Annotated in this window: 19 protein-coding genes; 4 read left to right on the plus strand and 15 right to left on the minus strand. The window is 71.8% G+C overall.

Annotated elements, in window-relative coordinates; all coding sequences use genetic code 11:
• Positions 1–25: 25 nt before the first annotated feature.
• The 8 genes from G7063_RS08060 to G7063_RS08095 all read right to left on the minus strand — a co-directional run bounded on the left by G7063_RS08060 (position 26) and on the right by G7063_RS08095 (position 8,536).
• Positions 26–877: a shikimate dehydrogenase gene (locus G7063_RS08060; protein ID WP_166413940.1), complete on the minus strand. Its 852-nt coding sequence runs from the start codon at positions 875–877 to the stop codon at positions 26–28.
• Complete coding sequence (gene mltG / locus G7063_RS08065; protein WP_166413941.1) at positions 874–2,073, minus strand: endolytic transglycosylase MltG; 1,200 nt, start codon at positions 2,071–2,073, stop codon at positions 874–876. The genes G7063_RS08060 and mltG overlap by 4 nt, the downstream gene beginning before the upstream one ends.
• Positions 2,074–2,089: 16 nt before the next feature.
• A complete protein-coding gene (gene ruvX / locus G7063_RS08070; protein WP_166413942.1) occupies positions 2,090–2,593 on the minus strand; it encodes a Holliday junction resolvase RuvX in 504 nt (167 codons plus the stop codon).
• Positions 2,590–5,277, minus strand: a complete 2,688-nt coding sequence (gene alaS / locus G7063_RS08075; protein WP_166413943.1) for an alanine--tRNA ligase — start codon at positions 5,275–5,277, stop codon at positions 2,590–2,592. The genes ruvX and alaS overlap by 4 nt, the downstream gene beginning before the upstream one ends.
• A 77-nt stretch (positions 5,278–5,354) precedes the next feature.
• Entirely contained in the window at positions 5,355–5,774 is a 420-nt protein-coding gene (locus G7063_RS08080) for a hypothetical protein (RefSeq protein ID WP_166413944.1), read from the minus strand.
• Positions 5,771–6,202 carry a DUF948 domain-containing protein gene (locus G7063_RS08085; RefSeq protein WP_166413945.1) on the minus strand — a complete coding sequence of 144 codons (432 nt, stop codon included), beginning with the start codon at positions 6,200–6,202 and terminating at the stop codon, positions 5,771–5,773. Before G7063_RS08085 ends, G7063_RS08080 begins: the two co-directional genes overlap by 4 nt.
• A gap of 160 nt (positions 6,203–6,362) precedes the next feature.
• On the minus strand, positions 6,363–6,989 hold the full coding sequence (gene rpsD / locus G7063_RS08090) for a 30S ribosomal protein S4 (RefSeq protein WP_166413946.1): 627 nt from the start codon (positions 6,987–6,989) through the stop codon (positions 6,363–6,365).
• A gap of 170 nt (positions 6,990–7,159) precedes the next feature.
• Positions 7,160–8,536: a replication-associated recombination protein A gene (locus G7063_RS08095; RefSeq protein ID WP_166413947.1), complete on the minus strand. Its 1,377-nt coding sequence runs from the start codon at positions 8,534–8,536 to the stop codon at positions 7,160–7,162.
• Positions 8,537–8,621: 85 nt separating this feature from the next.
• On the opposite strand from G7063_RS08095, the gene G7063_RS08100 reads away from it, so the two are divergent.
• A complete protein-coding gene (locus G7063_RS08100; RefSeq protein WP_166413948.1) occupies positions 8,622–10,856 on the plus strand; it encodes an MMPL family transporter in 2,235 nt (744 codons plus the stop codon).
• A gap of 2 nt (positions 10,857–10,858) precedes the next feature.
• Positions 10,859–11,311: a hypothetical protein gene (locus G7063_RS08105; protein WP_166413949.1), complete on the plus strand. Its 453-nt coding sequence runs from the start codon at positions 10,859–10,861 to the stop codon at positions 11,309–11,311.
• A 171-nt stretch (positions 11,312–11,482) separates the two neighbouring features.
• Here G7063_RS08105 and aspS read toward each other — a convergent pair whose 3' ends face one another.
• The 3 genes from aspS to G7063_RS08120 all read right to left on the minus strand — a co-directional run bounded on the left by aspS (position 11,483) and on the right by G7063_RS08120 (position 15,631).
• Positions 11,483–13,279, minus strand: a complete 1,797-nt coding sequence (gene aspS, locus G7063_RS08110) for an aspartate--tRNA ligase (RefSeq protein ID WP_166413950.1) — start codon at positions 13,277–13,279, stop codon at positions 11,483–11,485.
• Positions 13,280–13,433: 154 nt separating this feature from the next.
• The gene (hisS, locus tag G7063_RS08115; RefSeq protein WP_166413951.1) at positions 13,434–14,825 is read right to left on the minus strand and encodes a histidine--tRNA ligase; all 1,392 of its coding nucleotides are present in this window, start codon (positions 14,823–14,825) and stop codon (positions 13,434–13,436) included.
• Between the two features lie 11 nt (positions 14,826–14,836).
• Positions 14,837–15,631 carry an MBL fold metallo-hydrolase gene (locus tag G7063_RS08120; RefSeq protein ID WP_166413952.1) on the minus strand — a complete coding sequence of 265 codons (795 nt, stop codon included), beginning with the start codon at positions 15,629–15,631 and terminating at the stop codon, positions 14,837–14,839.
• A 205-nt stretch (positions 15,632–15,836) separates the two neighbouring features.
• Here G7063_RS08120 and G7063_RS08125 point away from each other — a divergent pair, with 205 nt between their 5' ends.
• Both G7063_RS08125 and G7063_RS08130 read left to right on the plus strand, forming a co-directional pair.
• Positions 15,837–17,534 carry a DUF349 domain-containing protein gene (locus tag G7063_RS08125; RefSeq protein ID WP_240916004.1) on the plus strand — a complete coding sequence of 566 codons (1,698 nt, stop codon included), beginning with the start codon at positions 15,837–15,839 and terminating at the stop codon, positions 17,532–17,534.
• 64 nt (positions 17,535–17,598) lie between these two features.
• Positions 17,599–18,204, plus strand: coding sequence for a type IV toxin-antitoxin system AbiEi family antitoxin (locus G7063_RS08130; RefSeq protein ID WP_166413953.1), 606 nt, complete (start codon positions 17,599–17,601; stop codon positions 18,202–18,204).
• Positions 18,205–18,238: 34 nt separating this feature from the next.
• Here the strand turns inward: G7063_RS08130 and G7063_RS08135 are convergent, their stop codons facing one another.
• The 4 genes from G7063_RS08135 to secD all read right to left on the minus strand — a co-directional run bounded on the left by G7063_RS08135 (position 18,239) and on the right by secD (position 24,442).
• Positions 18,239–20,554 (minus strand): bifunctional (p)ppGpp synthetase/guanosine-3',5'-bis(diphosphate) 3'-pyrophosphohydrolase, encoded by a 2,316-nt coding sequence (locus G7063_RS08135; RefSeq protein ID WP_166413954.1) that lies wholly within the window; start codon positions 20,552–20,554, stop codon positions 18,239–18,241.
• A 230-nt stretch (positions 20,555–20,784) separates the two neighbouring features.
• Positions 20,785–21,330: an adenine phosphoribosyltransferase gene (locus tag G7063_RS08140; RefSeq protein ID WP_166413955.1), complete on the minus strand. Its 546-nt coding sequence runs from the start codon at positions 21,328–21,330 to the stop codon at positions 20,785–20,787.
• A complete protein-coding gene (gene secF, locus G7063_RS08145) occupies positions 21,327–22,406 on the minus strand; it encodes a protein translocase subunit SecF (RefSeq protein WP_166413956.1) in 1,080 nt (359 codons plus the stop codon). The genes G7063_RS08140 and secF overlap by 4 nt, the downstream gene beginning before the upstream one ends.
• On the minus strand, positions 22,406–24,442 hold the full coding sequence (gene secD / locus G7063_RS08150; RefSeq protein ID WP_240916005.1) for a protein translocase subunit SecD: 2,037 nt from the start codon (positions 24,440–24,442) through the stop codon (positions 22,406–22,408). Before secD ends, secF begins: the two co-directional genes overlap by 1 nt.
• Positions 24,443–24,459: the final 17 nt, after the last annotated feature.

Raw genomic sequence — 24,459 nt, forward strand, 5'->3', positions numbered from 1 at the left:
ACAGGATCATCACCCGGTGTCGGGGTCAGGCGCGTCGCGCGAGCTCGGCCTCGAGCGCGTCGCTCATCTCGGCGACCGGCGGCGCATGACCCGTCATGAGTCGCACCTGCTCGGCCGCCTGGTGCAGCAGCATCCGCTCCCCCGGCGCGTCGACGCCGCCGAGGCCGCGCCACGCCGCCTGGAGCGCCGTCGGACGCGGGTCGTAGACGACGTCGAGCAGCACTCCCCCGACCTCGTCGGCCGCCGCGACGAGCGACTCGGCGATGGCATCGGCGCCCGCCCCGGGCACCGTCGACACGACGACGTCCGCGCCGACGAGTGCGCGCGGCGCGTCCTCGAGCCTGCCGAACGTCGGCTCGACGCCCATGCGGTGCGCGGCGCGGCGCAGGGAACCCGTACGTGCGAGCGACCTCACGAGCACGACCGCGTCCGTGACTCCGAGCTCCCCGAGCGCCGCGAGCGTCGACGCCGCGGTCGCCCCCGCGCCGAGCACGACCGCCCGCGCAGGACGTCCCGCAGGAGCGTCGTAGCCTGCCTCGCGCAACGCCGCGACGATCCCGTGGACGTCCGTGTTCGCGCCCACGACCGTCCGCACGCGGCCAGACGGCTGCAGCAGCACGGTATTGACCGCGCCGACGACCTCGGCGAGCGGCTCCACGTGGTCGCACAGCCCAAGAACTGTCTGCTTGAGCGGCATCGTGAGGCTCAGGCCCGCCCACTCAGGGCCGCAGCCCGCGAGGAACGCACCGAGGCCGTCCTCCTCGACGTCGTGACGGTCGTACTCCCAGTCGAGACCGAGAGCCGCGTACGCGGCACGGTGGAGGACCGGGGACAGTGAGTGCTCGATCGGGTGCCCGAGGACGCCCGCACGCCTCACTCGGAGCCCTCCTTCTCCTGGTCCTTCTTCGCCATGCGCTCGTTGTAGTCCTTCTGCCAGGCCTGGAACTCGGCCTTGTACAGGTTGTGCTGAGTGTTGGTCGTCGAGTACTTCGTCTCGCCCGTCTCACCGTTGACCGTGACGAAGAACATCCAGTCGCCGGGCGTCGGGTCGAGCGCCGCCTCGATCGCGGCCTTGCCCGGCGAGCCGATCGGGCCGGGAGGCAGACCCGCGAACCGCCGCGTGTTGTAGGGGCTGTCCGTGGCGAGCTCCGCCTTGGTGAGCCCCATGTCGCTCGGGCGCTTGCCGACGAGGAAGTTCACGGTCGAGTCCATGTCGAGCTTCCACCCCTGGTCGAGCCGGTTCTCGATGACCCGCGCGATCTTGCCCCGCTCCTTCGCCGGGGCCTCGGCCTCGACGATCGACGCGATCGTCAGCACCTTCTGCGCGTCGGCCATTCCGATACCCAGGTCGTCGAGCACGGTCTTCTGCTTCGCGATCATCGTCGACAGCAGGTCCACCGCTGTCGTGTCCGACTCGAACGGGTACGTCGCCGGAGCGAGCCACCCCTCGATTTCGCCCTTGGCAACCTCGGGCAGTCCGAGGTCCTCAGGCTTCTTCGCCGCCTTCTCGAAGTCCGCGACCGGGATGCCCGTCACCGAGGAGAGCCGCTCGAACGTCTCGGAGACCCAGCGGCCCTCGATGACGGTGACGCCGTCCTGCTTGAGGTTCTTCCGGTCGAGCATCGCGGCGAGAGCGTCCTTCGCCGTCATGCCCTCCTTGAGCGAGTACGTGCCGTAGTTGAGCACCGCCGCCTTGCCCTGGGCGTTCGCGTGCGCGCTGAGCGCATCAGCGAACGCGTCCTGCGACTTCACGACGCCGGCCTCGACGAGCGCGGAGCCGATCGCCGAGCTTGACGCGCCGCGTGGCACCTTGACGAGCACCTCGCCGGTGCCGGGGCCGGCGAAGTCGACGGGGGCCTTCTCCGTCGTGAACATGTCCGGGAGCCTGCCCGCGAGGAAGTACCCGGCACCGCCGACCACGGCGAGCGAAGCGACGAGCACGATCGCCAGGCGTGTGCGACGCTGCTTGCGCCGACGGCGCGCAGCGGGGTTGTTCCGGCTCGCAGCACGGGAACGCTCAGGCTGCGGTGCCTGGGGCGCGCGGGGCTGTGGCTGGGAGAACAGGTCGGTCACGCTCGGTCCTTCACAATCAGTCGTCGGTCGGGGCAGGGATGTCGACGACGGTTCCGGAACGGCGGGCGCTCGCGCGCTCACCGTCAAGGGCGGTCTGCAGGATGATGACGGCAGCCACCTGGTCGACGACCGCACGGTGCTTGCGCCCCGCACGTCCGGACGCGTGGAGCGCCTGGTGCGCGGAGACCGAGGTCATGCGCTCGTCGACGAGACGGACCTCGGTGGGTGCCACGAGCGCCGCGAGCCGTTCCGCATATGCACGTGCGGCCTCGGCGGCGACGCCCTCGGTGCCCTTGAGGTGCCTCGGCAAGCCAACGTACACCACGGGTGCACCGCGTTCACCGACCTCGGAGGCGATCCTCACAAGATCCGCCGGGACCGTACCGTCGGCGTGCTCGCCGTCCCGGGCGAGCGTCTCGACAGGCGTCGCGACGAGCCCGTCGGGGTCGCTCGCCGCGAGGCCGACGCGGACCGAGCCCACGTCGACCCCGAGGCGAGCGCCCCGCGGAAGTCCCGTCATCGGGCGGCGACCGCCGCCGTCACGGCCTCGAGCGACGCCGCGACCGCCGTGGCGTCCGAGCCACCGCCCTGCGCGAGGTCGTCCTTGCCGCCGCCACCGCCGCCGAGGACCGCGGTCGCGGCCTTGACGAGCGCACCGGCGCGCACGCCGGCCTCGCGGGCCGCCGCGTTCGTCGCGACGACGACGAGCGGACGACCGCCCGTCACGCCCGCGACGGCGACCACGGCGCCGGACGCGTCGCCGAGGCGACCGCGCACGTCGAGCGCGAGCGCCCGCAGGTCGTCCGCACCTGCGACCTCGCCCGCGTCGTGAGCCACGACCCGCACTCCGGCCGCGTCGACCGCGGACGACGCGAGGGTGCCCGCGACGGCGAGCAGCTGAGCCTGGCGCAGCGACGCCAGCTCCTTCTCAGCGTCCTTGAGGCGCGTCATGAGGCTCGCCACGCGGTCCGCGACCTCCTCGCCACGCGCCCCGAGCATGCCGGAGACCTGGCCGACGATCGCGCGCTCCTTCGCGTGGGACGCGTACGCGCCCGCTCCGACGAGCGCGTCGACGCGCCGCACGCCCGAGCCGATCGACGCCTCGCCGAGGAGCGTCACGAGACCGAGCTCGCCCGAACGACGCACGTGCGTGCCCGCGCAGAGCTCGCGCGACCAGTCGCCGCCGATCGAGACGACACGCACGCGCTCGCCGTACTTCTCGCCGAACAGCGCCATCGCGCCCGAGGCCCGTGCCTCGTCGAGCGTCATGATCGCCTCGGTGACCTCGAGGTCCTCCTGGAGGCGCGAGTTGACGCGCTCCTCGATCTCGGCGAGCGCCGAGGCCGGCACGGCCGAGCCACGACGGAAGTCGAAGCGGATGCGGCTGGGCGCGTTCTCCGAGCCGGCCTGCGTCGCGTCCTTGCCGAGCGACTCCTGCAGCGCCTTGTGGATGAGGTGCGTCGCCGAGTGCGCGCGCGCGATCGCGCCGCGGCGCCCGGTGTCGATCGTCGCCTCGCCCGACTCACCGACCGTGAGCGTGCCGTCGACCAGACGGCCGCGGTGGACGTTGAGACCCTTGATGGGTGCCTGCACGTCGTCGACCTCGACGACGGCGCCGCCGTCGAGACGGATGACGCCCTCGTCCGCGAGCTGGCCGCCGGCTTCCGCGTAGAACGGCGTGCGGTCAAGGACGATCTCGACGTTCGCCGGGGCGGTCGCCGCGGGCGCGGGGACGCCGTCGACGAGCAGCCCGACGACCGCGGCGCGCACCGAGGACTCGGTGTAGCCGAGGAACGCGACGGGCGCGGACATGTCCGACTTGATGGACTCCCACACCGCGACGTCCGTGTGGCCGGCCTTCTTCGCGACCGCGTCGGCACGCGCACGCGCCTTCTGCTCGGCCATGAGCGAGCGGAACGCAGGCTCGTCCACCTGGACGCCGTGCTCCGCCGCCATCTCGAGCGTGAGGTCGATCGGGAAGCCGTACGTGTCGTGCAGCGCGAAGGCCGCGTCGCCGCCGAGGACGGGCGTGCCCTCCCCCGCAGCCTTGACCGCCTTCGACACCGCGGTGTCGAGGATCGTCGTGCCCGAGGCGAGCGTCCGCAGGAACGCGTCCTCCTCGCCGTAGACGACGTCGGCGATGCGGTCGAAGTCCGCACCGATCTCCGGGTACGAGTTCACCATCTGGTCGCGCGACACCGGGAGCAGCTGCGGCAGCACGGCCTCCTGCACGCCGAGCAGGCGCAGCGAGCGCACCGCACGGCGCAGCAGGCGGCGCAGCACGTAGCCACGGCCCTCGTTCGACGGGCGCACGCCGTCGGCCACGAGCATGAGCGAGGACCGCACGTGGTCCGCGATGACGCGCATACGCACGTCGTTCTCGCCGCCCTGGCCGTACGTCGAACCCGTGAGCTCCTGCGTCGCCGCGATGACGGGGAAGACCTCGTCGATCTCGTACAGGTTCTGCTTGTCCTGCAGCAGGAACGCCATGCGCTCGAGGCCCGCGCCCGTGTCGATGGCCTTCTGGTCGAGCTCGCGCACGAGCGGGTAGTCCTTGCCCGTGCCCTCGCCGCGCAGGAACTGGTCGAAGACGAGGTTCCAGATCTCGAGGTAGCGGTCGCCGCCGGGGTCGACGTCACCGCCCACGGCCTCAGGTCCGTACTCAGGTCCGCGGTCGTAGTGGAACTCCGCGCAGGGGCCGGCCGGGCCGGGCTGGCCCGTGTCCCAGAAGTTCTCCTCGCGAGGGAGCCGCACGATGTGCTTCGGGTCGATGCCGATCTTGCGCGTGAGGACGTCGAAGGACTCCGTGTCCTGGTCCCACAGCGTCACCCACATGCGGTCGCCGTCGAAGCCGTAGCCGCCCGCGTCCTGCGAGCCCGTGAGGAGCTCCCAGGCGAGGTCGATCGCGCCTTCCTTGAAGTAGTCGCCGAACGAGAAGTTGCCGTTCATCTGGAAGAAGGTGCCGTGGCGCGTCGTGCGGCCGACGTTCTCGATGTCGTTCGTACGGATGCACTTCTGCACGGAGGCGATGCGCGGGTACGGTGCGGGCTCGGTCCCGATGATGTAGGGGATGAACGGCACCATGCCGGCGACGGTGAACAGCAGCGACGGGTCCGGCGAGATGAGCGAGGCGCTCGGTGCGATGTGGTGGCCCCGGGCCTCGAAGTGGTCGAGCCAACGCTGGCGGATGTCGGCGGTACGCATGGTGTCCTCGTGTGTCTGGTGGTCGTGCATGGGCCGGCGCCGTGGCGCCGAAGGTCAGGGTAGGGCCCCGGGAGGTCCTAGAAGGAGTACGGCAGGTCGTCCTCGTCGTCGATCCGCGTCGTGCGGCCGGGGTAGTCCCCTCCCGACGACGCCGGGTCGACCGGCTCGGCTCCCCAGCGTGCCGCGGTGCGCGCCTGCTCACGCAGGTGGCGGGCCTGGCCCCGGGCGTCCGTGCGGTCGGCGGGCGCCCGGCCCTCGGCGGCGAGCGCCTCATGGAGCTCAGCCTCACGACGGTCCCGTGCCTCGACGAGGTCGTCGCCGAACGCACCGGCGGCCTCGCGGACGCGGCCCAGCACCGTCGTCGCCTGAGCGGTCGCGCCCTTGACCGCGCGGTCGACGACCGCCGGCGGGCTGTAGCGCTCGCGCAGCTCGGTCGCCTTGCGGATGACGACGACGGTGAGTCCGACGCCGACCGCGACCCAGAAGAGTCGCTTCATCGGGTGCTCCCGCGGCGTCCACGCAGGTCAGGGGCCGGGCTCGCCGGGGCGGCGTCGTCCGGGTCCAGCCCGCGCACGCGCGAGAACGCGCGGGCGGACGCCTTGCGCACGCCGTGGAGCGTGCTCGCCACCGTGATGAGCGGCCCGCCGAGCACCGACGCGTAGAGGCCCGTGAGCGCCGAGACGTTCTCCGCGACCTGCGCGGCCGACGTCGTCACCGTGTCGACCTTGGCGAGCTGGACGTTCGTCTCCGCGACGGTCGTCGTCGCCTCGTCGAGGATCGGCACCGTGTGCTCGGTGAGCTCACGCACCGCGTCCCGCGCCTCGTCGAGCACACGCCCGAGCTTGAGCAGCGGGACCGCGAGCAGCCCGACGAGCAGGACGAACGCGATCGCGGCGATGAGTCCGGCCACGTCTCCGAGTGACATCCGTGCTTCCTTCCGGTGCGGGTGCCTCCGGTCCGGGGCACCCGGCAACTCTACCTGCCGAGGGACCTGCGCGACCGTGGACGCCACGCACCCTCCGGGTACGCGAACGCCCCGCACGCTGCGAGGCAGCGGCGGGGCGTCCGACGTGGTTCTCGGGCGATCAGCGCGAGTAGTGCTCGACGACGAGCTGAACCTCGGCGGTCACGGGGACCTCGACGCGCTTGGGGCGACGGACCAGGGAGAAGGAGAGCTTCTCGAGCTGGACGTCGAGGTACGCGGGGACGGCCGGGAGGACGTCGCGGTGCGCACCGGCGGCGGCGACCTGGAACGGCACCGTGGCCTGGCTCTTCGGCTTGACCTGGACCGTCTGGCCCGGCTTCACCTGGAACGAGGGGCGGTCGACGATCTTGCCGTCGACGAGGATGTGGCGGTGCACGACGGCCTGGCGAGCCTGGAGGATCGTGCGGGCGAAACCAGAGCGCAGGACGAGCGCGTCGAGACGCATCTCGAGGATCTCGACGAGCGCCTCACCGGTCAGGCCGGAGTCCTTCTTGGCGACCTCGAACGCACGGGCCATCTGCTTCTCGCGGAGACCGTACTGGGCGCGCAGACGCTGCTTCTCACGGAGACGGACCGCGTAGTCCGACTCGGTGCGACGGCGGGCGCGGCCGTGCTCGCCCGGGGGGTACGGGCGCTTCTCGAAGTGCTTGACGGCCTTGGGGGTGAGCGCGATGCCGAGGGCACGGCTCAGGCGCACCTGGCGGCGCGAACGGGTCACAGAGGACACGGTGGTTCCATCCTGTCGTGGGATATTGACGTCACACCCGAGAGACCGGGTGCGGGACCAGCCGACGCACCGCTCTCCGACGGATCAGGAGCGAAGTCAGGGCCGAGGTCCCAGGTGTGCCCGCGAGGGCAACCTGTCCATCATACCCGACGCCCACGGGTGCCTCGCACCTACGGGTCGGACGGGCGCGGGGCTCGGGCGAGGATCTCCCGGACCGCCTCGAGACGCGGGCCCACCTGACGCTCGAATCCCCGGTCGCTCGGGTCGTAGTAGCGGCGGCCCACGAGCGTGTCCGGCAGGTACTGCTGAGCCGCGACCGCGTGCGGCTCGTCGTGCGCGTACACGTACTCCTGGCCGTGCCCGATCCGCTGCGCGCCCGCGTAGTGCGCGTCGCGCAGGTGCGTCGGTACGACACCTGCGCGTCCCGCGCGCACGTCCGCGATCGCCGCGTCGATCCCGAGGTACGCCGCGTTCGACTTCGGGGCCGTCGCAAGGTGCACGACGGCCTCCGCGAGGACGATGCGCCCCTCCGGCATGCCGATGAGCGCCACCGCCTGGGCGGCAGCGGTCGCCGTCTGCAGCGCGCTCGGGTCCGCGAGACCCACGTCCTCCGCCGCGGAGATGACGAGGCGCCGCGCGATGAACCGCGGGTCCTCCCCCGCGACGATCATCCGCGCGAGGTAGTGCAGCGCCGCGTCGACGTCCGAGCCCCGGATCGACTTGATGAACGCCGAGACCACGTCGTAGTGCTGGTCGCCCGCCCGGTCGTAGCGCACCGCGGCGACGTCGACGGCCTTCTCGACCGTCGCCAGATCGACAGTCGCCCCCGGCCCCTCCTCCGAGAGCGCGGCGCCTGCCGCGGCCTCGAGCACCGTGAGCGCCTTGCGCGCGTCACCGCCGGACAGTCGCAGCAGATGATCGAGCGCATCGTCGTCGAGGGTCACCTCCCCGCCGAGACCCCGCTCGTCGGCCACCGCACGCTCGACGAGCGTGCGCACGTCGTCCTCCCCGAGCGGCTGCAGCGTGAGCAGCAGCGAGCGCGATAGCAGCGGCGAGTTCACCGAGAAGCTCGGGTTCTCCGTGGTCGCCGCGACGAGCGTCACCCAGCGGTTCTCGACGCTCGGCAGGAGCGCGTCCTGCTGCGTGCGGGAGAACCTGTGGACCTCGTCGACGAACAGCACGGTCTCCTCGCCGCCGGCGACGAGCCGCCTGCGCGCGTCCTCGACGACGGTGCGCACGTCCTTGACGCCCGCCGTCACCGCTGACAGCTCGACGAAACGCCGCCCCGAAGCACGCGCCACGAGGTACGCGAGCGTCGTCTTGCCCGTCCCCGGAGGACCCCACAGCACGACCGACGACGGCGCCGCACGGCCCGACCCCTCCCCCGGCTCGACGAGCCGCCGCAGGGGTGAGCCAGGCTCGAGCAGGTGCGCCTGGCCCGCGACCTCATCAAGGGTCCGCGGTCGCATGCGCACCGCGAGCGGCGAGCCCCGGGAGGGTTCCGGCACGCCCGCGGCGTCGGTGCCCGCGGTCTCGAACAGGTCCATGGCCTGAGCCTACGGCGCTGCACGCGGTCGTCCCGACCGGCCTCGCTCGTGGCGAACGCGCACGTCTCGATGGGATAGTGGCTCCGTGTTCGCATCACTCGGCCGCAAGATCGTCCGTCACCCTCGCCGCGCGCTCGTCGCCTGGGCGCTCATCACGCTCGTCGGCGCGCTCATCGCGCTCGTCGGGACCGGCGGCGGCAACCTCTTCGACCGGCTGAGCACCGGCGAGCCTTCCGTCACGGGCTCCGAGAGCGCCGAGGGCAACAGGATCCTCGCCGAGCACACGACGACCGGACCGATGATCACCATGATGGTCTCGGACGTCGACCCCGCAGCCGCAGCGCTGCCCGAGGCCGTCGAGACGGCGCGCACCGCGGTCGCCGCCGTGCCGGGCGTCACGTCCGTCGTCGATCCGTTCGCCCTGCCCGACGGCATCGCGAACCCCGCCGCCAAGCCGCTGCTCGCGGTGTCCGGTTCGGGCTTCATCATGGTCGCCGAGCTCGATCGGGCGCTCGACGCAGACGCGCTCGCGAGCGCCGAGCGGGCCGTCGTGCAGGCGTTCGAGAAGGCCGACGACGCGATCGTCGCCGCAGTCCCCGGCGCGACGACCCTCGTCGGCGGCACGAGCCTCGTCGTCGAGGCGGTCACCGACCAGGTGAAGTCCGACCTCGTCACGGGCGAGGTCGTCGCGCTGCCCGTCGCGCTCATCATCATGGTGCTCGTCTTCGGCGGCTTCCTCACCGCCTCGATGCCCATGGTCGGCGCGGTCGCGTCGATCGGTGCGGGCCTCGGCGTCATCTACGGCCTCACGCACGTCATCGACGTCGACTCCTCCATCGTCAACGTCGTCTCGCTCCTCTCGATCGGCCTCTCGATCGACTACGGCCTGCTCATCGTGTCTCGCTACCGCGAGGAGCTCGCGAGGGCGCGCGCCCAGGAGTCCGAGGGCGGCATGCGCCGACGGCGTGGCGACGGCGCCGTCCAGGTCGCGCTCGTCCGGACGATGTCGACGGCAGGGCGTACCGTCGCCTTCTCCGCGCTCACGGTCGCGATCTCGATCGCCGGCCTCGTGGTCTTCGAGCCTGCGATCCTCCGCTCGATCGGCCTCGCAGGGCTCGCGATCGTCCTCATCTCGGTCGCGACGGCGCTCACGCTCGTCCCTGCGCTGCTGCTCGTCGCCGGCGCGCGCCTCGAGAGGCCCGGGCTCCTCACGCGCGTCCCCAAGCTCGGCGCGGTGCTCGCCCGCACCGCGGACGTCGAGAGCGACGAGGGCGTCTTCTCCCGCTGGGCCGAGCGCGTCCAGCGTCGTCCGTGGTGGGTGCTCGCCGGGTGCGTCGCTGTCCTCGCCGCGATGGCGCTCCCGCTCGGGCACCTCCACCTGCGCAACTCCGGCGTCGACCTGCTGCCCTCCTCCGACCCCCAGCGCGTCTTCGTCGAGCAGCTCGCCTCCGAGTACCCCGCGACAGCGGGCTCCGACCTCGTCGTCATCGTCGAGGGCACGCTCGAGGAGGCCGCCGCCTGGGCCACCGAGATCGAGGCACTGCCCCTCGTCACCGCTGTGCACGGCCCGTCCGCTCTCGGCACGTACGCGGTCCTCGCGATCGACACGACCGACGACGACGCGGGCGGCCCCGACGCCGTCGCGGCAGTCCACGACCTGCGCGAGCTCGACCCGCCGCACCGCGCGTGGGTCACCGGGCAGACCGCCAACCAGGTCGACTTCCTCGACGCCCTCACGTCGCGCGCACCGTGGGCGGTCGGGATCGTCGTCGTCGCGACGCTCGTCCTGCTGTTCCTCATGACCGGCTCGATCGTGGTGCCGGTCAAGGCGCTCCTCACCAACGGGCTGTCGCTCGCAGCGTCGATGGGCGTGCTCGTCCTCGCGTTCCAGGACGGCTGGCTCGAAGGGCTCCTCGGCTTCGCGTCGACGGGCGGCATCGAGACGTACGTCTTCGCGCTCGTCCTCGCGTTCGCCTTCGGGCTGGCGATGGACTACGAGGTGTTCCTCCTTGCACGCATCAAGGAGCTCGTCGACTCGGGGCTCGACTCCGAGGAGGCGGTGCGCCTCGGCCTGCAGCGTTCGGGTCGCATCATCACGTCCGCCGCCGCGATCATCGTCGTCGTCTTTGCCGGGTTCATCTTCGGCGATCTGCTCGTCATCAAGGAGGTCGGCTTCGCGCTCGCGTTCGCGGTCGCCCTCGACGCGACGCTCGTGCGCATGCTGCTCGTCCCCGCGACGATGACGCTCCTCGGCAGGTACAACTGGTGGGCGCCGGCGCCGCTGCGCCGCGTCCACGAGCGCTTCGGCCTCGAGCACTGAGCATGGCGGACCTCGGGCGACGGGACGACGCCGCAGCGCATGACCGTGCGGAACGTGCGGCGACCGCGGCACTCGTCGAGATGCGCAACGCGGCGCGCGTCGCCGAGCACGAGGCCGACCTGGTCCGCCATCGCACAGGCCGCCGCCGGCTCACCGCCGTCACCGCCGTCGTCGCGGTCTACGAGATCGTGTGGTGGGTCGCGGCTCTCGTGGCCCGTAGCCGGACCGAGCGTCTCGAGGACTTCGAGGAGAGGCTGGCTGCGCTCCGTGACTGGACCGTCCTGGCCGGGCCGCACTGGGTGTTCACCGTCGTCGCGGTCGTCGTGCTCGTGGTGCTGTGGCGGCGCCACCTCCGGCGACGCCCTGTCCCACCGACCCTCGACCTGCCGCCCGACGAGCGACGACGGCACGGAGCGTTCGACCCGGACGGGCAGGTCCCTCGCCGCATCATCTGAGCCGCGCGCGCTCCCGACGGATTGACGGGTTCCGACCAGGCGGGTTCTCGTGGTCGTCGCATCACGTTGAGCTTCAAGGAGATGCACCATGCCTCGACCCGACCTCAAGACGCAGGAACGCCCCGGCGCGCATCGTGGATGCGCGCCGGGGCGTCCGTGTCCGGCAGTGGCTCAGGCCTCCGCGGGCGCCTCGGTCTCGGCCTTGGGAGCGGCCGGCTTCGCGTCGACGCCGGCCTCCTTGCGCTGCTGAGCCGTGATCGGTGCCGGAGCCTGCGTGAGCGGGTCGTAGCCGCCGCCAGACTTCGGGAACGCGATGACGTCCCGGATCGACTCCGAGCCCGTGAGCAGCATAAGGATGCGGTCCCAGCCGAACGCGATGCCGCCGTGCGGCGGCGCGCCGAACTTGAACGCGTCGAGGAGGAAGCCGAACTTCTCCTGCGCCTCCTTCTGCCCGATGCCCATCATGCGGAAGACCCGCTCCTGCACGTCACGGCGGTGGATACGGATCGAGCCGCCACCGATCTCGTTGCCGTTGCAGACGATGTCGTAGGCGTACGCGAGCGCCTCGCCCGGGTTCTCCTCGAACGTGTCGATCCACTCGGGCGTCGGCGACGTGAAGGCGTGGTGGACGGCCGTCCACGCACCCTCGCCGACCGCGACGTCGTCGTCCTCGCCCGTGGGCTTGAACAGCGGCGCGTCGACGACCCACACGAACGCCCACGCCGACTCGTCGATGAGCCCGGCCTTGCGGCCGACCTCGAGACGCGCGGCGCCGAGGAGCGCACGCGAGTCCGTCGCGCGACCCGCGGCGAAGAACACCGCGTCGCCAGGCTCCGCGCCGGTCGCGGCCGCGAGGCCCTCGCGCTCCGCGTCGGAGAGGTTCTTCGCGACGGGACCGCCGAGCTCGCCGTCCTCGCCGAAGGTCACGTACGCGAGGCCGCGGGCGCCGCGCTGCTTGGCCCACTCCTGCCAGGCGTCGAAGCCGCGACGCGGCGTGGCCGCGCCGCCCGGGAAGCGGATCGCTCCGACGTACGGCGCCTGGAAGACGCGGAACGTCGTGTCGGCGAAGTACGCCGTGAGGTCGACGAGCTCGAGGCCGAAGCGCAGGTCGGGCTTGTCCGAGCCGTACCGCTCCATGGCGTCCTTGAACGTCATGCGCGGGATGGGCAGCGAGATCTCGTGGCCGCCGAGGCGCCAGAGCTCGGTGATGATCTCCTCGCCGATCGCGATGACGTCGTCCTGCTCGACGAAGCTCATCTCGACGTCGAGCTGCGTGAACTCCGGCTGACGGTCGGCGCGGAAGTCCTCGTCGCGGTAGCAGCGGGCGATCTGGTAGTAGCGCTCCATGCCCGAGACCATGAGCAGCTGCTTGAACAGCTGCGGCGACTGCGGAAGCGCGTACCAGGACCCGGGCGCGAGGCGCGCGGGCACGAGGAAGTCGCGTGCACCCTCGGGCGTCGAGCGCGTGAGCGTCGGCGTCTCGATCTCGACGAAGTCGTGCGCGTCGAGCACGCGGCGCGCGGCGGCGTTCGCCTTGGCGCGCATGCGCAGGGCGGCGGCGGGCGCGGGACGACGCAGGTCGAGGTAGCGGTGACGCAGACGCGCCTCCTCACCAATCTGCTCGGTGCCGTCGAGCGCGGTCGAGACCTGGAACGGCAGCGGGGCCGACTCGTTGAGCACGACGACCGTCTCGGCGACGACCTCGATCGCGCCGGTCGCGAGGTTCGTGTTCTCGTTGCCGTCGGGGCGGGCGCCGACGGTGCCGGTCACCTGGAGCACGAACTCGGCGCGCAGCGGGTGCGCGACGGCCTCGTCACGGATGACGACCTGGGCGATGCCCGAGGCGTCGCGCAGGTCGATGAAGGCGACGCCGCCGTGGTCGCGACGACGGTCGACCCAGCCCGTGAGGGTGACGGTCTGACCTGCGTGCTCGGCCCTGAGGGAGCCGGCGGGGTGTGTGCGGAGCACTGAGATCTTCCTTCCGGGAAGTATGGGGGCGGTCCGCCGAGACGGGGCGGCGCCGGATGTGGGCGCGCCGCAGGGCGACGCGCACGTCGTACCATCCTAGGCCGTGGCGCGCGGGCGCCCCAGCCGATTCCCCGGGCCGTGGGCCCGGGGGTGATCAGGCGGTGACGGCGCGGACCGTCGGGCGCGCGTCCGCGGCGGGCGGCGTCCACGACGACGCGTCCGCGTCGACCTGCTCGCCCGAGCGGATGTCCTTGACCTGGTGGCCCTGCGCGGGCACGACGGAGCCGTCGGCGCGCGTGTGCTCGGGCGTCGGCGGGAACCAGACGAACGGGATCGAGCGGCGGTCGGCGTAGCGGATCTGCTTGCCGAACTTCGCGGCCGACGGAGCGACCTCGCACGCGATGCCACGGGCACGGAGTGCCGCGGCGACGTCGTCGGACACCGTCCGCTCGGCCTCGTCGTTCACCGCGACGAGCACCGCGCTCGGCACGCCGCGCGTCGCGACGACGAGGCCGTCGGACAGGAGGCGCGAGACGAGTCGCGAGACACCGATCGAGAGACCGACGCCCGGGAACGTGCGCTTGCCGTCGGACGCGAGCGTGTCGTAGCGGCCGCCCGAGCAGATGGAGCCGAGGCTCTCGTGGCCGACGAGCACCGTCTCGTAGACCGAGCCCGTGTAGTAGTCGAGGCCGCGCGCGATCTTCATGTCAGCGACGACGACGCCCGGGGCACGCACGGCAGCCGCGGCGACGAGCGCTCCGAGCTCCGCGAGACCTTCTTCGAGCAGCTCCGTCACAGCGTCGTGCGCCACGGCGAGCTCCCGGACACGGTCGACGACCGTCACGTCCGACCCGCTGGTCGCGGCGAGCTCGAGGCACGCGGCGGCCTGCGCCGCGCTCGCGCCGGCCTCGGCCGCGAGCAGCTCGGCGACAGCGTCCGGCCCGATCTTGTCGAGCTTGTCGATCGAACGCAGGACCGCCTCGACGTCGTCGAGCCCGAGCCCACGGTAGAAGCCCTCGGCGACCTTGCGGTTGTTGACGAGGATGCGGACCTCGGGCACGCCGATGTCGCGCAGACGGCCGAGAGCGTCGGCCATGACGAGCGGCAGCTCGACCTCATAGTGGTACGGCAGCTCGCCGTCGCCCACGACGTCGACGTCCGCCTGGACGAACTCGCGGAACCGGCCGTCCTGGGGACGCTCGCCGCGCCAGACCTTCTGCATCTGGTAGCGCTTGAACGGGAACGCGAGGTGGCCGGCGTTCTCGAGGACCCAGCGCGCGAACGGCACCGTGAGGTCGAAGTGCAGGCCGAGCTGCTTGTCCGGCTCGGCTCCCTCCTCCTCCTGGAGGCGGCGCAGCACGTAGACCTCCTTCGAGGTCTCGCCCTTGCGGAGCAGCTGGTCGAGCGGCTCGACGGCCCGGGTCTCGATGCCCGCGAAGCCATGGAGCTCGAAGGTCTCGCGCAGGACGTCGAGAACATGCTGCTCGACGACGCGCCCCTCGGGGCGCCACTCGGGGAATCCGGACAGAGGGGTGGGGCGTGCCATGGTCCCCGATCCTACCGGCGCGCGAGGTAGGGGTTCGTCGCGGTCTCGTGCCCGACGGTCGTCGCGGGGCCGTGCCCGGGCAGCACGAGCGCGTCGGCGGGCAGCGTCCCGACGACGTCCCGCAGGGTGCGCGCCATGGCAGCACCGTCACCGCCGGGCAGGTCGGTGCGTCCGACGCTCCCCGCGAAGAGGACGTCGCCCGTGAGCACGGTCGACGTCAGCGTGCCGCCGGGCCGCCCCGGACGCGGCAGCGCCGAGGCGTCGTCCGGGACGCCGTTCACGACGTAGAGCGTCGAGCCCTCGGTGTGCCCCGGTGCGTGGACGGCCTCGACCGTCACGCCCGGACCGAGCACGTCGTCGCCGAGCAGCCCGCCCGGCCCGACGAGCAGGGTGCACGCGCCGTCGAACGTCACGACGTGCTCCGGGACGCGCGTCTCGTCGGTCCGGACGCCCTGCTGCGCGACCGCCTGGACGAGCGGGCCGCGCGGACCCCACGGGTCGAGCGTCCCGAACGGGTCCGTGAGCCGGTGCGCGTCGGCCGCGTGGAGGACGAACGGGATACCGAGGTCGCCCGCGACGAGCGGGCCGTCCCACACGTGGTCGAGGTGCCCGTGCGTCGCGAGCACCGCGACCGGTTCGAGGCCGTTCTCCGCAAGGTGCGCGAGCAACGCCGGAGCGACTCCCCCGCCCGCGTCGACGACGACGCACGGGCCCGTCCCGGCCGCCGAGAGCACGTGGCACGAGGCCCCGAGCACCGGTGCGACGAGGGTCGTGAGGCGGAACACGGGCGCATCGACGGCAGGCATACGCCCAGGCTAGCCGTGCGCGTCCCGTCAGCCCTGCGCGGACAGGGTGCCTCCCCCGCACACGCGCGCGCCGTGAAGTGCCTAGACTGGCCACGGCCGTGTTCGTCCTCGAACCGGCGCCCACCGGTCCCCCTGCGGGGACAGTCGCTGATGTCGCCCCGGTCGCGCCGACCGGGACGCGTCACAACATGAGGAGTGATGCCCTGTGTCCGAGACCACCCCCACTGCCGACGACGCGATCGTCGAGCCCACCGAGGGCACCGCTCCCGAGACCGCCCAGCCCGAGGCCGCCGAGGCTCCTGCCGAGGTCGTCGCCGAGGTCGCTGCCGCCGAGCCCGAGGCTCCTGCCGCTGTGGACGCCGCCGCCGAGCCGGAGGCTCCCGCCGAGGTCGACGCCGAGGAGACCCTCGCCGTCGAGCCCGAGGCTCCTGCCGAGGCGGCCGCCGTCGAGGCACCGTCCGAGGAGCCCGCGGCTGTCGAGTCACCTGCTGCCGAAGAGGCACCCGCTGCCGACGTGGCACCCGCCGCGGCACGCCCGAGGCCGTCCCCGCGCCCCGTCCCCCGCCCCGCGCCGCGCCCGAGCGCCGTCGCCCAGGCCCGTCCCGCGGACGCCGCCCCGGTCGCCGCGCCCGACGACGCCGCCGAGGCCCTCGCCGCTGCTGCGTTCGGCCGGGTCGACGAGGACGGCACCGTCTACGTCCGTGAGGGCGACACCGAGCGGGCCGTCGGTCAGTTCCCCGGCGTGAGCGCCGAGGAGGCCATGGCCCTCTACATCCGCCGCTTTCTCGAGATCCAGTCGAAGGTCGTCCTCTTCGAGGCACGCCTCGGATCTGCGGACCTCGCTGTCAAGGAGATCGACCAGACGCTCGCGCGCCTCGCCGAGGACCTCGCCGAGCCGTCCGCCGTCGGCGACATCGCCGGCCTTCGCACGCGCCTCGACGGCCTGCGCGAGCGCGCCGCCCAGCGCCGCTCCGAGCTCGACGCCGAGCGCACCGCTGCCCGGGCGGCCGCGGTCACCAGCCGCACCGCGATCGTCGAGGCCGCCGAGGAGATCGCCGGCACCGACCCGTCGCGGATCCAGTGGCGTCCGTCGGGCGACCGCCTCCGCCAGCTCCTCGACGAGTGGAAGGACGCGCAGCGCAACGGCCCGCGCATCGACCGCCCGACGGAGGAGTCGCTCTGGAAGCGGTTCAGCCACGCCCGCACGACGTTCGACCGTGAGCGTCGTCACTTCTTCGCCGAGCTCGAGACCCGCAACTCCTCCGCAAAGTCTGCCAAGGAGTCGCTCGTCGCCGAGGCCGAGGCCCTCGCGACCTCGACCGACTGGGGTGCGACCGCGGGCGCGTACCGCATCCTCATGGACCGCTGGAAGGCAGCGGGCCGCGCCAACCGCAAGGACGACGACGCGCTCTGGGCCCGCTTCCGCGCTGCCCAGGACACGTTCTTCGCCGCCCGAGACGCCGACAACGCCGCCACCGACGCCGAGTACGAGGCCAACCTCACGGTCAAGGAGGCCCTGCTCGTCGAGGCCGAAGCCCTCGTGCCCGTGACCGACCTCGCTCGCGCCAAGGCCGTCCTGCGCGACGTCCAGGAGCGCTGGGAGGAGGCCGGCAAGGTCCCGCGCAACGCGATGGGACGCGTCGAGGCTCGTATGCGCGCCGTCGAGACCGCGGTCCGCGACTCGGAGCAGGCCCAGTGGGCACGCACCAACCCCGAGACGCGCGCACGCGCCGAGGGCGCCGCTGCGCAGCTCGAGGCGTCGATCGCCCAGCTCGAGGGCGAGCTCGAGGCCGCCCGCGCAAAGGGTGACGACCGCAAGGTCCGCTCGCTCGAGGAGGCCGTCACGGCCAAGCGCGCATGGCTCGAGCAGATCGTCCGCGCCGCCGAGGACGCTCGCGGCTGACGCACCGTCCACAGGTCGACGGCCCCGGTGGTGATCCACCGGGGCCGTCGCGCATCCTGGGGACGTGCTGCTGCGCCACGTCCTCACACCGCCCCCGACGACGCTCCCGCGCACCGTCCGCGCCGGGGATGTCGGGGGCCCGGTCGCGTTCGCCGAGCTCCGCACCTCGAGGCGCCTGGTGATGCTCGCCCCCGACGTCGCAGTCCTGCCCGGTGCGTCCGTCACGCGCACGGACCGGCTCGTCGCCCTCGCCGCGCGCATCCCGCCCCGCACCGTCGTCGGCCGGCTGAGCGCCGTGTGGGTCCACACCGGCCACGGCGACCCGCGCACGCTCGCGGTGCTCTACCCGCCGACCGCGCACCGACCGACCCGGCGTCCGGACCTGCGCACCCACCAGGCGACGGTCGCCGACGACGACGTCGAGGGCCTCGGCGGGCTCCTCGTCACGCGACCGCTACGCACCGCGGTCGACCTCGCGAGGCACGTGCCGCGCGAGCTCTCGCTCCCTGCGCTCGAGCGCCTGTGCCACGACGGGCTGCTCGACACGGCTCGGCTCGCCGCGTGCCTGCGCGCACATCCGCCGGGCCCGTTGGCCAGCGAGTCCCTCGACGTCGTCGCCGAGCTCGCGGCACTCGTCTCCCCCCGCCAGAGACCCGGGCACGACACCTAGGCCGCTTCGTAGCCGACACCTCGAGACGACGGTGTCAGCCCGAGTGCGTCGCGCGCGATCCCGTGACGCGGTAGACGTCGAAGACGCCCTCGACCTTGCGCACCGCCTTGAGCACCGTCGCAAGGTGCGCTGGCTCCGCCATCTCGAAGACGAAGCGTGATGTCGCGACGCGGTCCGACGACGTCGAGACGGACGCCGAGAGGATGTTGACGTGGTTGTCCGAGAGCACCCGCGTGATGTCCGAGAGCAGCCTGGCGCGATCGAGAGCCTCGACCTGGATCTGCACGAGGAACAGCGTGCTCGCACCGACGTTCCACGCGACGTCGACGAAGCGCTCCGGCTGGTCCCGCAGCGCCTCGACGTTGACGCAGTCGGACCGGTGGACCGAGACCCCCTGACCGCGCGTGATGAAGCCGACGATCTCGTCGCCCGGCACCGGGGTACAGCACTTGGCGAGCTTCACCCAGATGTCGTCGACGCCCTTGACGACCACGCCAGGGTCTCCCTGGCGCGAACGGCGGCGCGTCGCGCCCGGCAGCGCGACCTCGGCGAGGTCCTCCTGGGCTCCGTCCTCGCCGCCGAACGACTGCACGAGCCGCGAGACGACGGTCTGCGCCGACACCTGGGCCTCGCCGACGGCCGCATAGAGCGCCGAGACGTCCGCGTAACGCATGTCCGAGGCGAGCCCTGCGAGGGCCTCGTGGCTGAGGAGCCGCTGGATCGGAAGGTTCTGCTTGCGCATCGCCTTGGCGATCGCTTCCTTGCCGTGCTCGACGGCCTCCTCGCGGCGGCCCTTGGAGAACCATTGCCGAATCTTGTTGCGGGCGCGAGGGCTCTTGACGAACGCGAGCCAGTCCTGGCTCGGCCCCGCGGTCTCGGACTTGGACGTGAGGACGTCGACGACGTCGCCGTTCTCGAGCGGCGAGTCGAGCGACACGAGACGCCCGTTAACGCGGGCGCCCATGGTCCGGTGCCCGACCTCGGTGTGGACGGCATACGCGAAGTCCACGGGCGTCGAGCCCGCCGGGAGCGCCATGACCTCGCCCTTGGGCGTGAAGACGTAGACCTCCTGGCCCGCCATCTCGAAGCGCAGCGAGTCGAGGAACTCCGTGGGGTCTGCGGTCTCGCGCTGCCAGTCGACGAGCTGGCGGAGCCACTGCATGTCTGCCGCGCCGGCGTCGGGCCCCCCGGCGCCGGCCTTCGCGGCCTCCTTGTACTTCCAGTGCGCCGCGACGCCGTACTCCGCGCGACGGTGCATCTCGAAGGTCCGGATCTGGATCTCGACGGGCTTGCCGCCAGGGCCGATGACCGTCGTGTGCAGCGACTGGTACATGTTGAACTTCGGCATCGCGATGTAGTCCTTGAACCGGCCCGGGACCGGGTTCCACCGCGCGTGCAGCGCACCGAGCGCCGCGTAGCAGTCGCGCACCGAGTCGACGAGGACCCGCGTGCCGACGAGGTCGTAGATGTCCTCGAAGTCGTGCCCGCGGACGATCATCTTCTGGTACACGGAGTAGTAGTGCTTGGGACGGCCGGTGACGGTGGCCTTGATCTTCGCGGAGCGCAGGTCGGCGACGATCTGCTCACGGACGACCGCGAGGTACTCCTCGCGCGCCGGGGCACGCTCGGCCACGAGACGCACGATCTCGTCGTAGACCTTGGGGTAGAGCGTCTGGAACGAAAGGTCCTCGAGCTCCCACTTGATCGTGTTCATTCCGAGCCGGTGCGCGAGCGGCGCGTAGATCTCGAGCGTCTCACGGGCCTTCCGGCTCGCGGACTCCGCCGGGACGAACTTCCACGTCCGCGCGTTGTGGAGCCGGTCGGCGAGCTTGATGACGAGCACCCGGATGTCGCGCGACATCGCGACGACCATCTTGCGCACGGTCTCCGCCTGCGCGGCATCACCGAACTTCACCTTGTCGAGCTTCGTCACGCCGTCGACGAGCATGGCGATCTCCTCGCCGTACTCCCGCGTCAGCTGGTCGAGCGAGTAGTCCGTGTCCTCGACGGTGTCGTGGAGCAGCGCCGCTGCGACCGTCGGCTCGGTCATGCCGAGCTCCGCGAGGATCGTCGCCACGGCGACGGGGTGCGTGATGTAGGGGTCGCCCGAGCGGCGCTTCTGGCCGCGGTGAGCCTTCTCCGCCGTGACGTACGCACGCTCGATGAGGGCCAGGTCGGCCTTGGGGTGGTTGGTGCGCACGGCCTGCAGCACCGGCTCGAGCGCAGGAGACGCACCCGCACGCGGCGTGAACCAGCGCATGAGCGACGACGGTCGCGCCGGGGTCGGCGCCGTGGGGGCCGCGTCCGAGGCTGCCCGCGCAGGGGTCGGAGCCTTCGTGTCGTCGGTCATGGGCCCCTCCCGTCCGTCCCGTCGCCGGGACGTCAGCGTCCGGGCACGTGCCCCGGACGACGTCGAACGATCCGCAGACGGACAGTCTACGGCGCGTCGCGGGTGTCCCTGCGCGCGAGGACGCACGCCGGACACCGGACGACGGCTGACCCCGCACGTCGCGACGCCCCGACGCGCGGACGGCGCCGCCCCCGGAGAGGGGTCGGCGCCGCCTGCGTCGTCGTAGGTGCTCAGACGATGAGCGAGCGCACCTCGCGCCCGGCCAGCCGCTCGCGGCCGCCGAGCTCGGGGATCTCGAAGAGGAACGCGAGCCCGACGACCGTGCCACCGGCGCGCTCGACGAGATCCGCCCCGGCCGACGCGGTCCCGCCTGTCGCCAGGATGTCGTCGAGGACGAGCACCCGCGCACCGGCCGGGATCGTGCCGTCGCGCAGCTCGAGCGTCGCCGTCCCGTACTCGAGCTCATAGGTCGCGCCGAGCACGGGCGGAGGCAGCTTGCCGGCCTTCCGCACCGGGATGAACCCCGTGCCGAGGTGAGCCGCGAGCGGCGCTCCGAAGAGGAACCCGCGGGCCTCCATGCCGGCGACGAGGTCGAACTCACCGAGCTCGCTCGCGAGGTCGGCCATCGCCCGCGTGGCCGCCGCGAGTCCCTCGCCCGAGGCGAGGACGCCCGCGACGTCACGGAAGATGACGCCCGGCTGCGGGAAGTCCGGGACCTCGCGCAGCAGGCCCTCGACGATCGCGACGTCGGCCGAACGACGAACCGGTGCGGTCACTTCTTGCGTCGCTTCGGCTGCGCCGAGTGGCCCTGGTGCTGGCCCGGGAGGAGCTTGCCCGCGACGGCGTACGCCGAGAGCTCCTCGCCCTCGCCCGAGCCTGCGCGCAGCGCGAGGACCTTCTCCGTGTGCGCCTTGATCGCGGGCTCGCGGTCGCGCAGCGCGACCTCGAGGGGCGTCGCGAGGAAGATCGACGAGTACGTGCCTGCCGCCATGCCGACGAACAGCGCGAGCGCGATGTCGCGCAGCGTGCCCGCGCCGAGGACGAACGCACCGATGAAGAGGATCGAGCTCACGGGCAGGAGTGCGACGACCGACGTGTTGATCGAGCGCACGAGGGTCTGGTTGACCGCGAGGTTCGCCTGCTCCTCGTACGTCGAGCGCTTCTGCGCGAGGATGCCGTCGGTGTTCTCACGGACCTTGTCGAAGACCACGACGGTGTCGTAGATCGAGTAGCCGAGGATCGTGAGGAAGCCGATCATCGTGGCCGGGGTGACCTCCCAGCCGACGAGCGCGTAGACGCCCAGGGTGAGGATGAGGTCGTGGAACAGCGCGATGATCGCGCCCGCGGCCATGCGCCAGTTGCGGAAGTAGGCCGTCATGACGACCGTGACGAGCAGGACGAAGACGATGAGGCCCTGGATCGTCTTCGACGAGACGTCCTTGCCCCACGTCGCACCGATCGTCGTCACCGTCACGGAGCTGTCGGGGACCTCGAACGCCTTGGCGAGACCGGCCTTGATGGCGTCGATCTGCTCCTGCTCGAGCGGCACGGTCTGGACCCGCATGGCTGACGACCCGAGCGAGGACACACGCGGCGCCTCGAGGACGCCGGCCTCAGCGACGGTGTCAGTCGCAAGCGACTGCGAACGGTCCGAGATGCCGGAGATCGTGAACTCGGAACCGCCCGTGAACTCGATACCGAAGTTGAAGCCCCGGATGCCGAGCACGAGCGCGCAGAGCACGACGATGACGAGCGACGCCGCGAAGAAGCCCTTGCGTCGGCCGACGATGTTGTACGAGCGACGGCCCGTGTGGAGGTCGTTGCCCCACTGGGAGAACCCGCTGCGAGCCATCAGTGCTTCTCCTCGTCCGAGCCGGCGACCTCGGTGGTCGCGGCCTGCGTTGCATCGTCCTGGGTCGCCTCGATCGCGGCGTCGTCGGCCACGACCGCGGTCGTCGCCTCCTCCGCCTCGCTCTGCGCAAGCGCACGGCGCTCGGCGATCGTCAGCGGGCGGTCCTCGACCTCGGTCGCCGTGGCGCCCGCGAGGCCGCCGAGCGCGGCCTCGGCCGAGACCTTCGTGCCTGCGGTCGCCTTCGGCGCCCGCACGCGGCCCCGCCCCTGGTAGACCGCAGCACGTCCGCCGAGCTGACGCGGGTCGAGACCCGACGCAGGGTGGCCACCGCCGAAGAAGCGGGTCTTCGCGAGCAGCTCCATGAGCGGGTGGGTGAAGAAGAAGACCACGATGACGTCGATGACTGTCGTGAGACCGAGCGTGTACGCGAAGCCGCGCACGCCGCCGACCGCGAGGAAGAACAGCACGATCGCAGCGAGCAGGTTGACCGCGTCGGACGCGAGGATCGTGCGGCGGGCACGATCCCAGCCCTTCTCGACCGAGCCCACGAGGGCGCGTCCGTCACGTAGCTCGTCACGGATGCGCTCGAAGTAGACGATGAACGAGTCAGCTGTGATACCGATCGCCACGATGAGGCCCGTCACACCCGCGAGCGACAAGCGATAGCCCTGCAGCCACGAGAGGTAGGTGATCGTGAGGTACGTGATGATCGTCGCCATGATGAGCGACGCAACGGTGACGAAGCCGAGCACCCTGTACTGCAGCAGCGAGTAGACGACGACGAGGATGAGGCCGATGAGGCCTGCGAGCAGACCCTTCTGGAGCTGCTCGGACCCGAGGGTCGCCGAGATCTCCATCTCGCTCTGCACCTTGAAGTCGAGCGGCAACGAACCGAAGTTCAGCTGGTTCGCGAGAGTCGCCGCGCTCGCACGCGTGAACGAGCCCGAGATCTCTGCGCGGCCGTCCGGGATCGCATTCTCCACCGACGGGGCGGAGATGACGAGGCCGTCGAGCACCATCGCGAAGAGGTTGGGGGCGACGTTGCCCGTGCCCTGCAGGGCGTAGAGGCCAGCGAGACGCTTGGTCGTCTCGTAGAAGGCGTCCTTGCCCTCAGCGGTGAACTCGATGTTGACGACCGGCTCGTTGGTCGTCGCGTTGCCGACGACCTTGAGGCCGGACTGCGCGTTCTTGATCTGCGTGCCGGGGATCTCGACCGGGCCGAGGATGTACTTGAAGATGCCGTCGTCGGAGCACGTGACGAGCGGCGCCTTCGGGTCGCCGGAGTCACCACCCGTGAGCTTCGACTGGTCGCACACGAGGTCGTCGAACTGCTTCTGGATCGCGGGCGTGATCTGCGCGAGGTCGGAAGGGTTCGACGGGTCAGCCGTCGGGGCCGTCGTCGGCGTCGCGGTGGGCTCGTCCGTGGCCTTGTCGGTGGCCTTGTCGGTCGCTCCGTCCGTGGCCTTGTCCGTCGCCTTGTCGGTCGACGTCGCGGTGGCCTTCGTCTTGCCGCCGGTGCCGCCCGAGGTCTCGGTCGTCGTGGGCTCGTCAGAAGCCTTGTCGGTGGCCTTGTCCGTTGCCTGGTCCGTGGCCTTGTCGGTCGCGGTGGCCGACGGGGTCGGCGTCGGCTCGGCAGCGAAGCCGTAGTCCTGGACGAGCACGGGACGGAAGTTCATCTGGGCCGAACGACGCACCAGGTCGAGCGTCGCCTGGTCGGGCTTGCCCGGGAGCGCGACGACGATGTTCTGGCCACCCTGGCTCGAGATCTCGGCCTCAGCGACACCCGAGGCGTCGACACGCTGGCGGATGACGTTGATCGCCTGGCGGATGTCCTCCTCGGTGATCGTCGAGCCGTCGGTCGCGACCGGGGTGAGGATGATCTGCGTCCCGCCCTCGAGGTCGAGCGCCAGGTTCGGGGTCCAGTCCGCGTCTCCCCACTTCACGCCTGCGGCAAGACCGCCGGCAGCGAGTGCGATGAGGATCGCGAGGCTGATGAGCGTCCGCAGCGGACGCGTCTTCTTCGTACTGCTCGCCACCAGAGTGATCTCTTCCC

This window comes from Sanguibacter sp. HDW7, assembly GCF_011300875.1.
Lineage (GTDB): Bacteria > Actinomycetota > Actinomycetes > Actinomycetales > Cellulomonadaceae > Flavimobilis.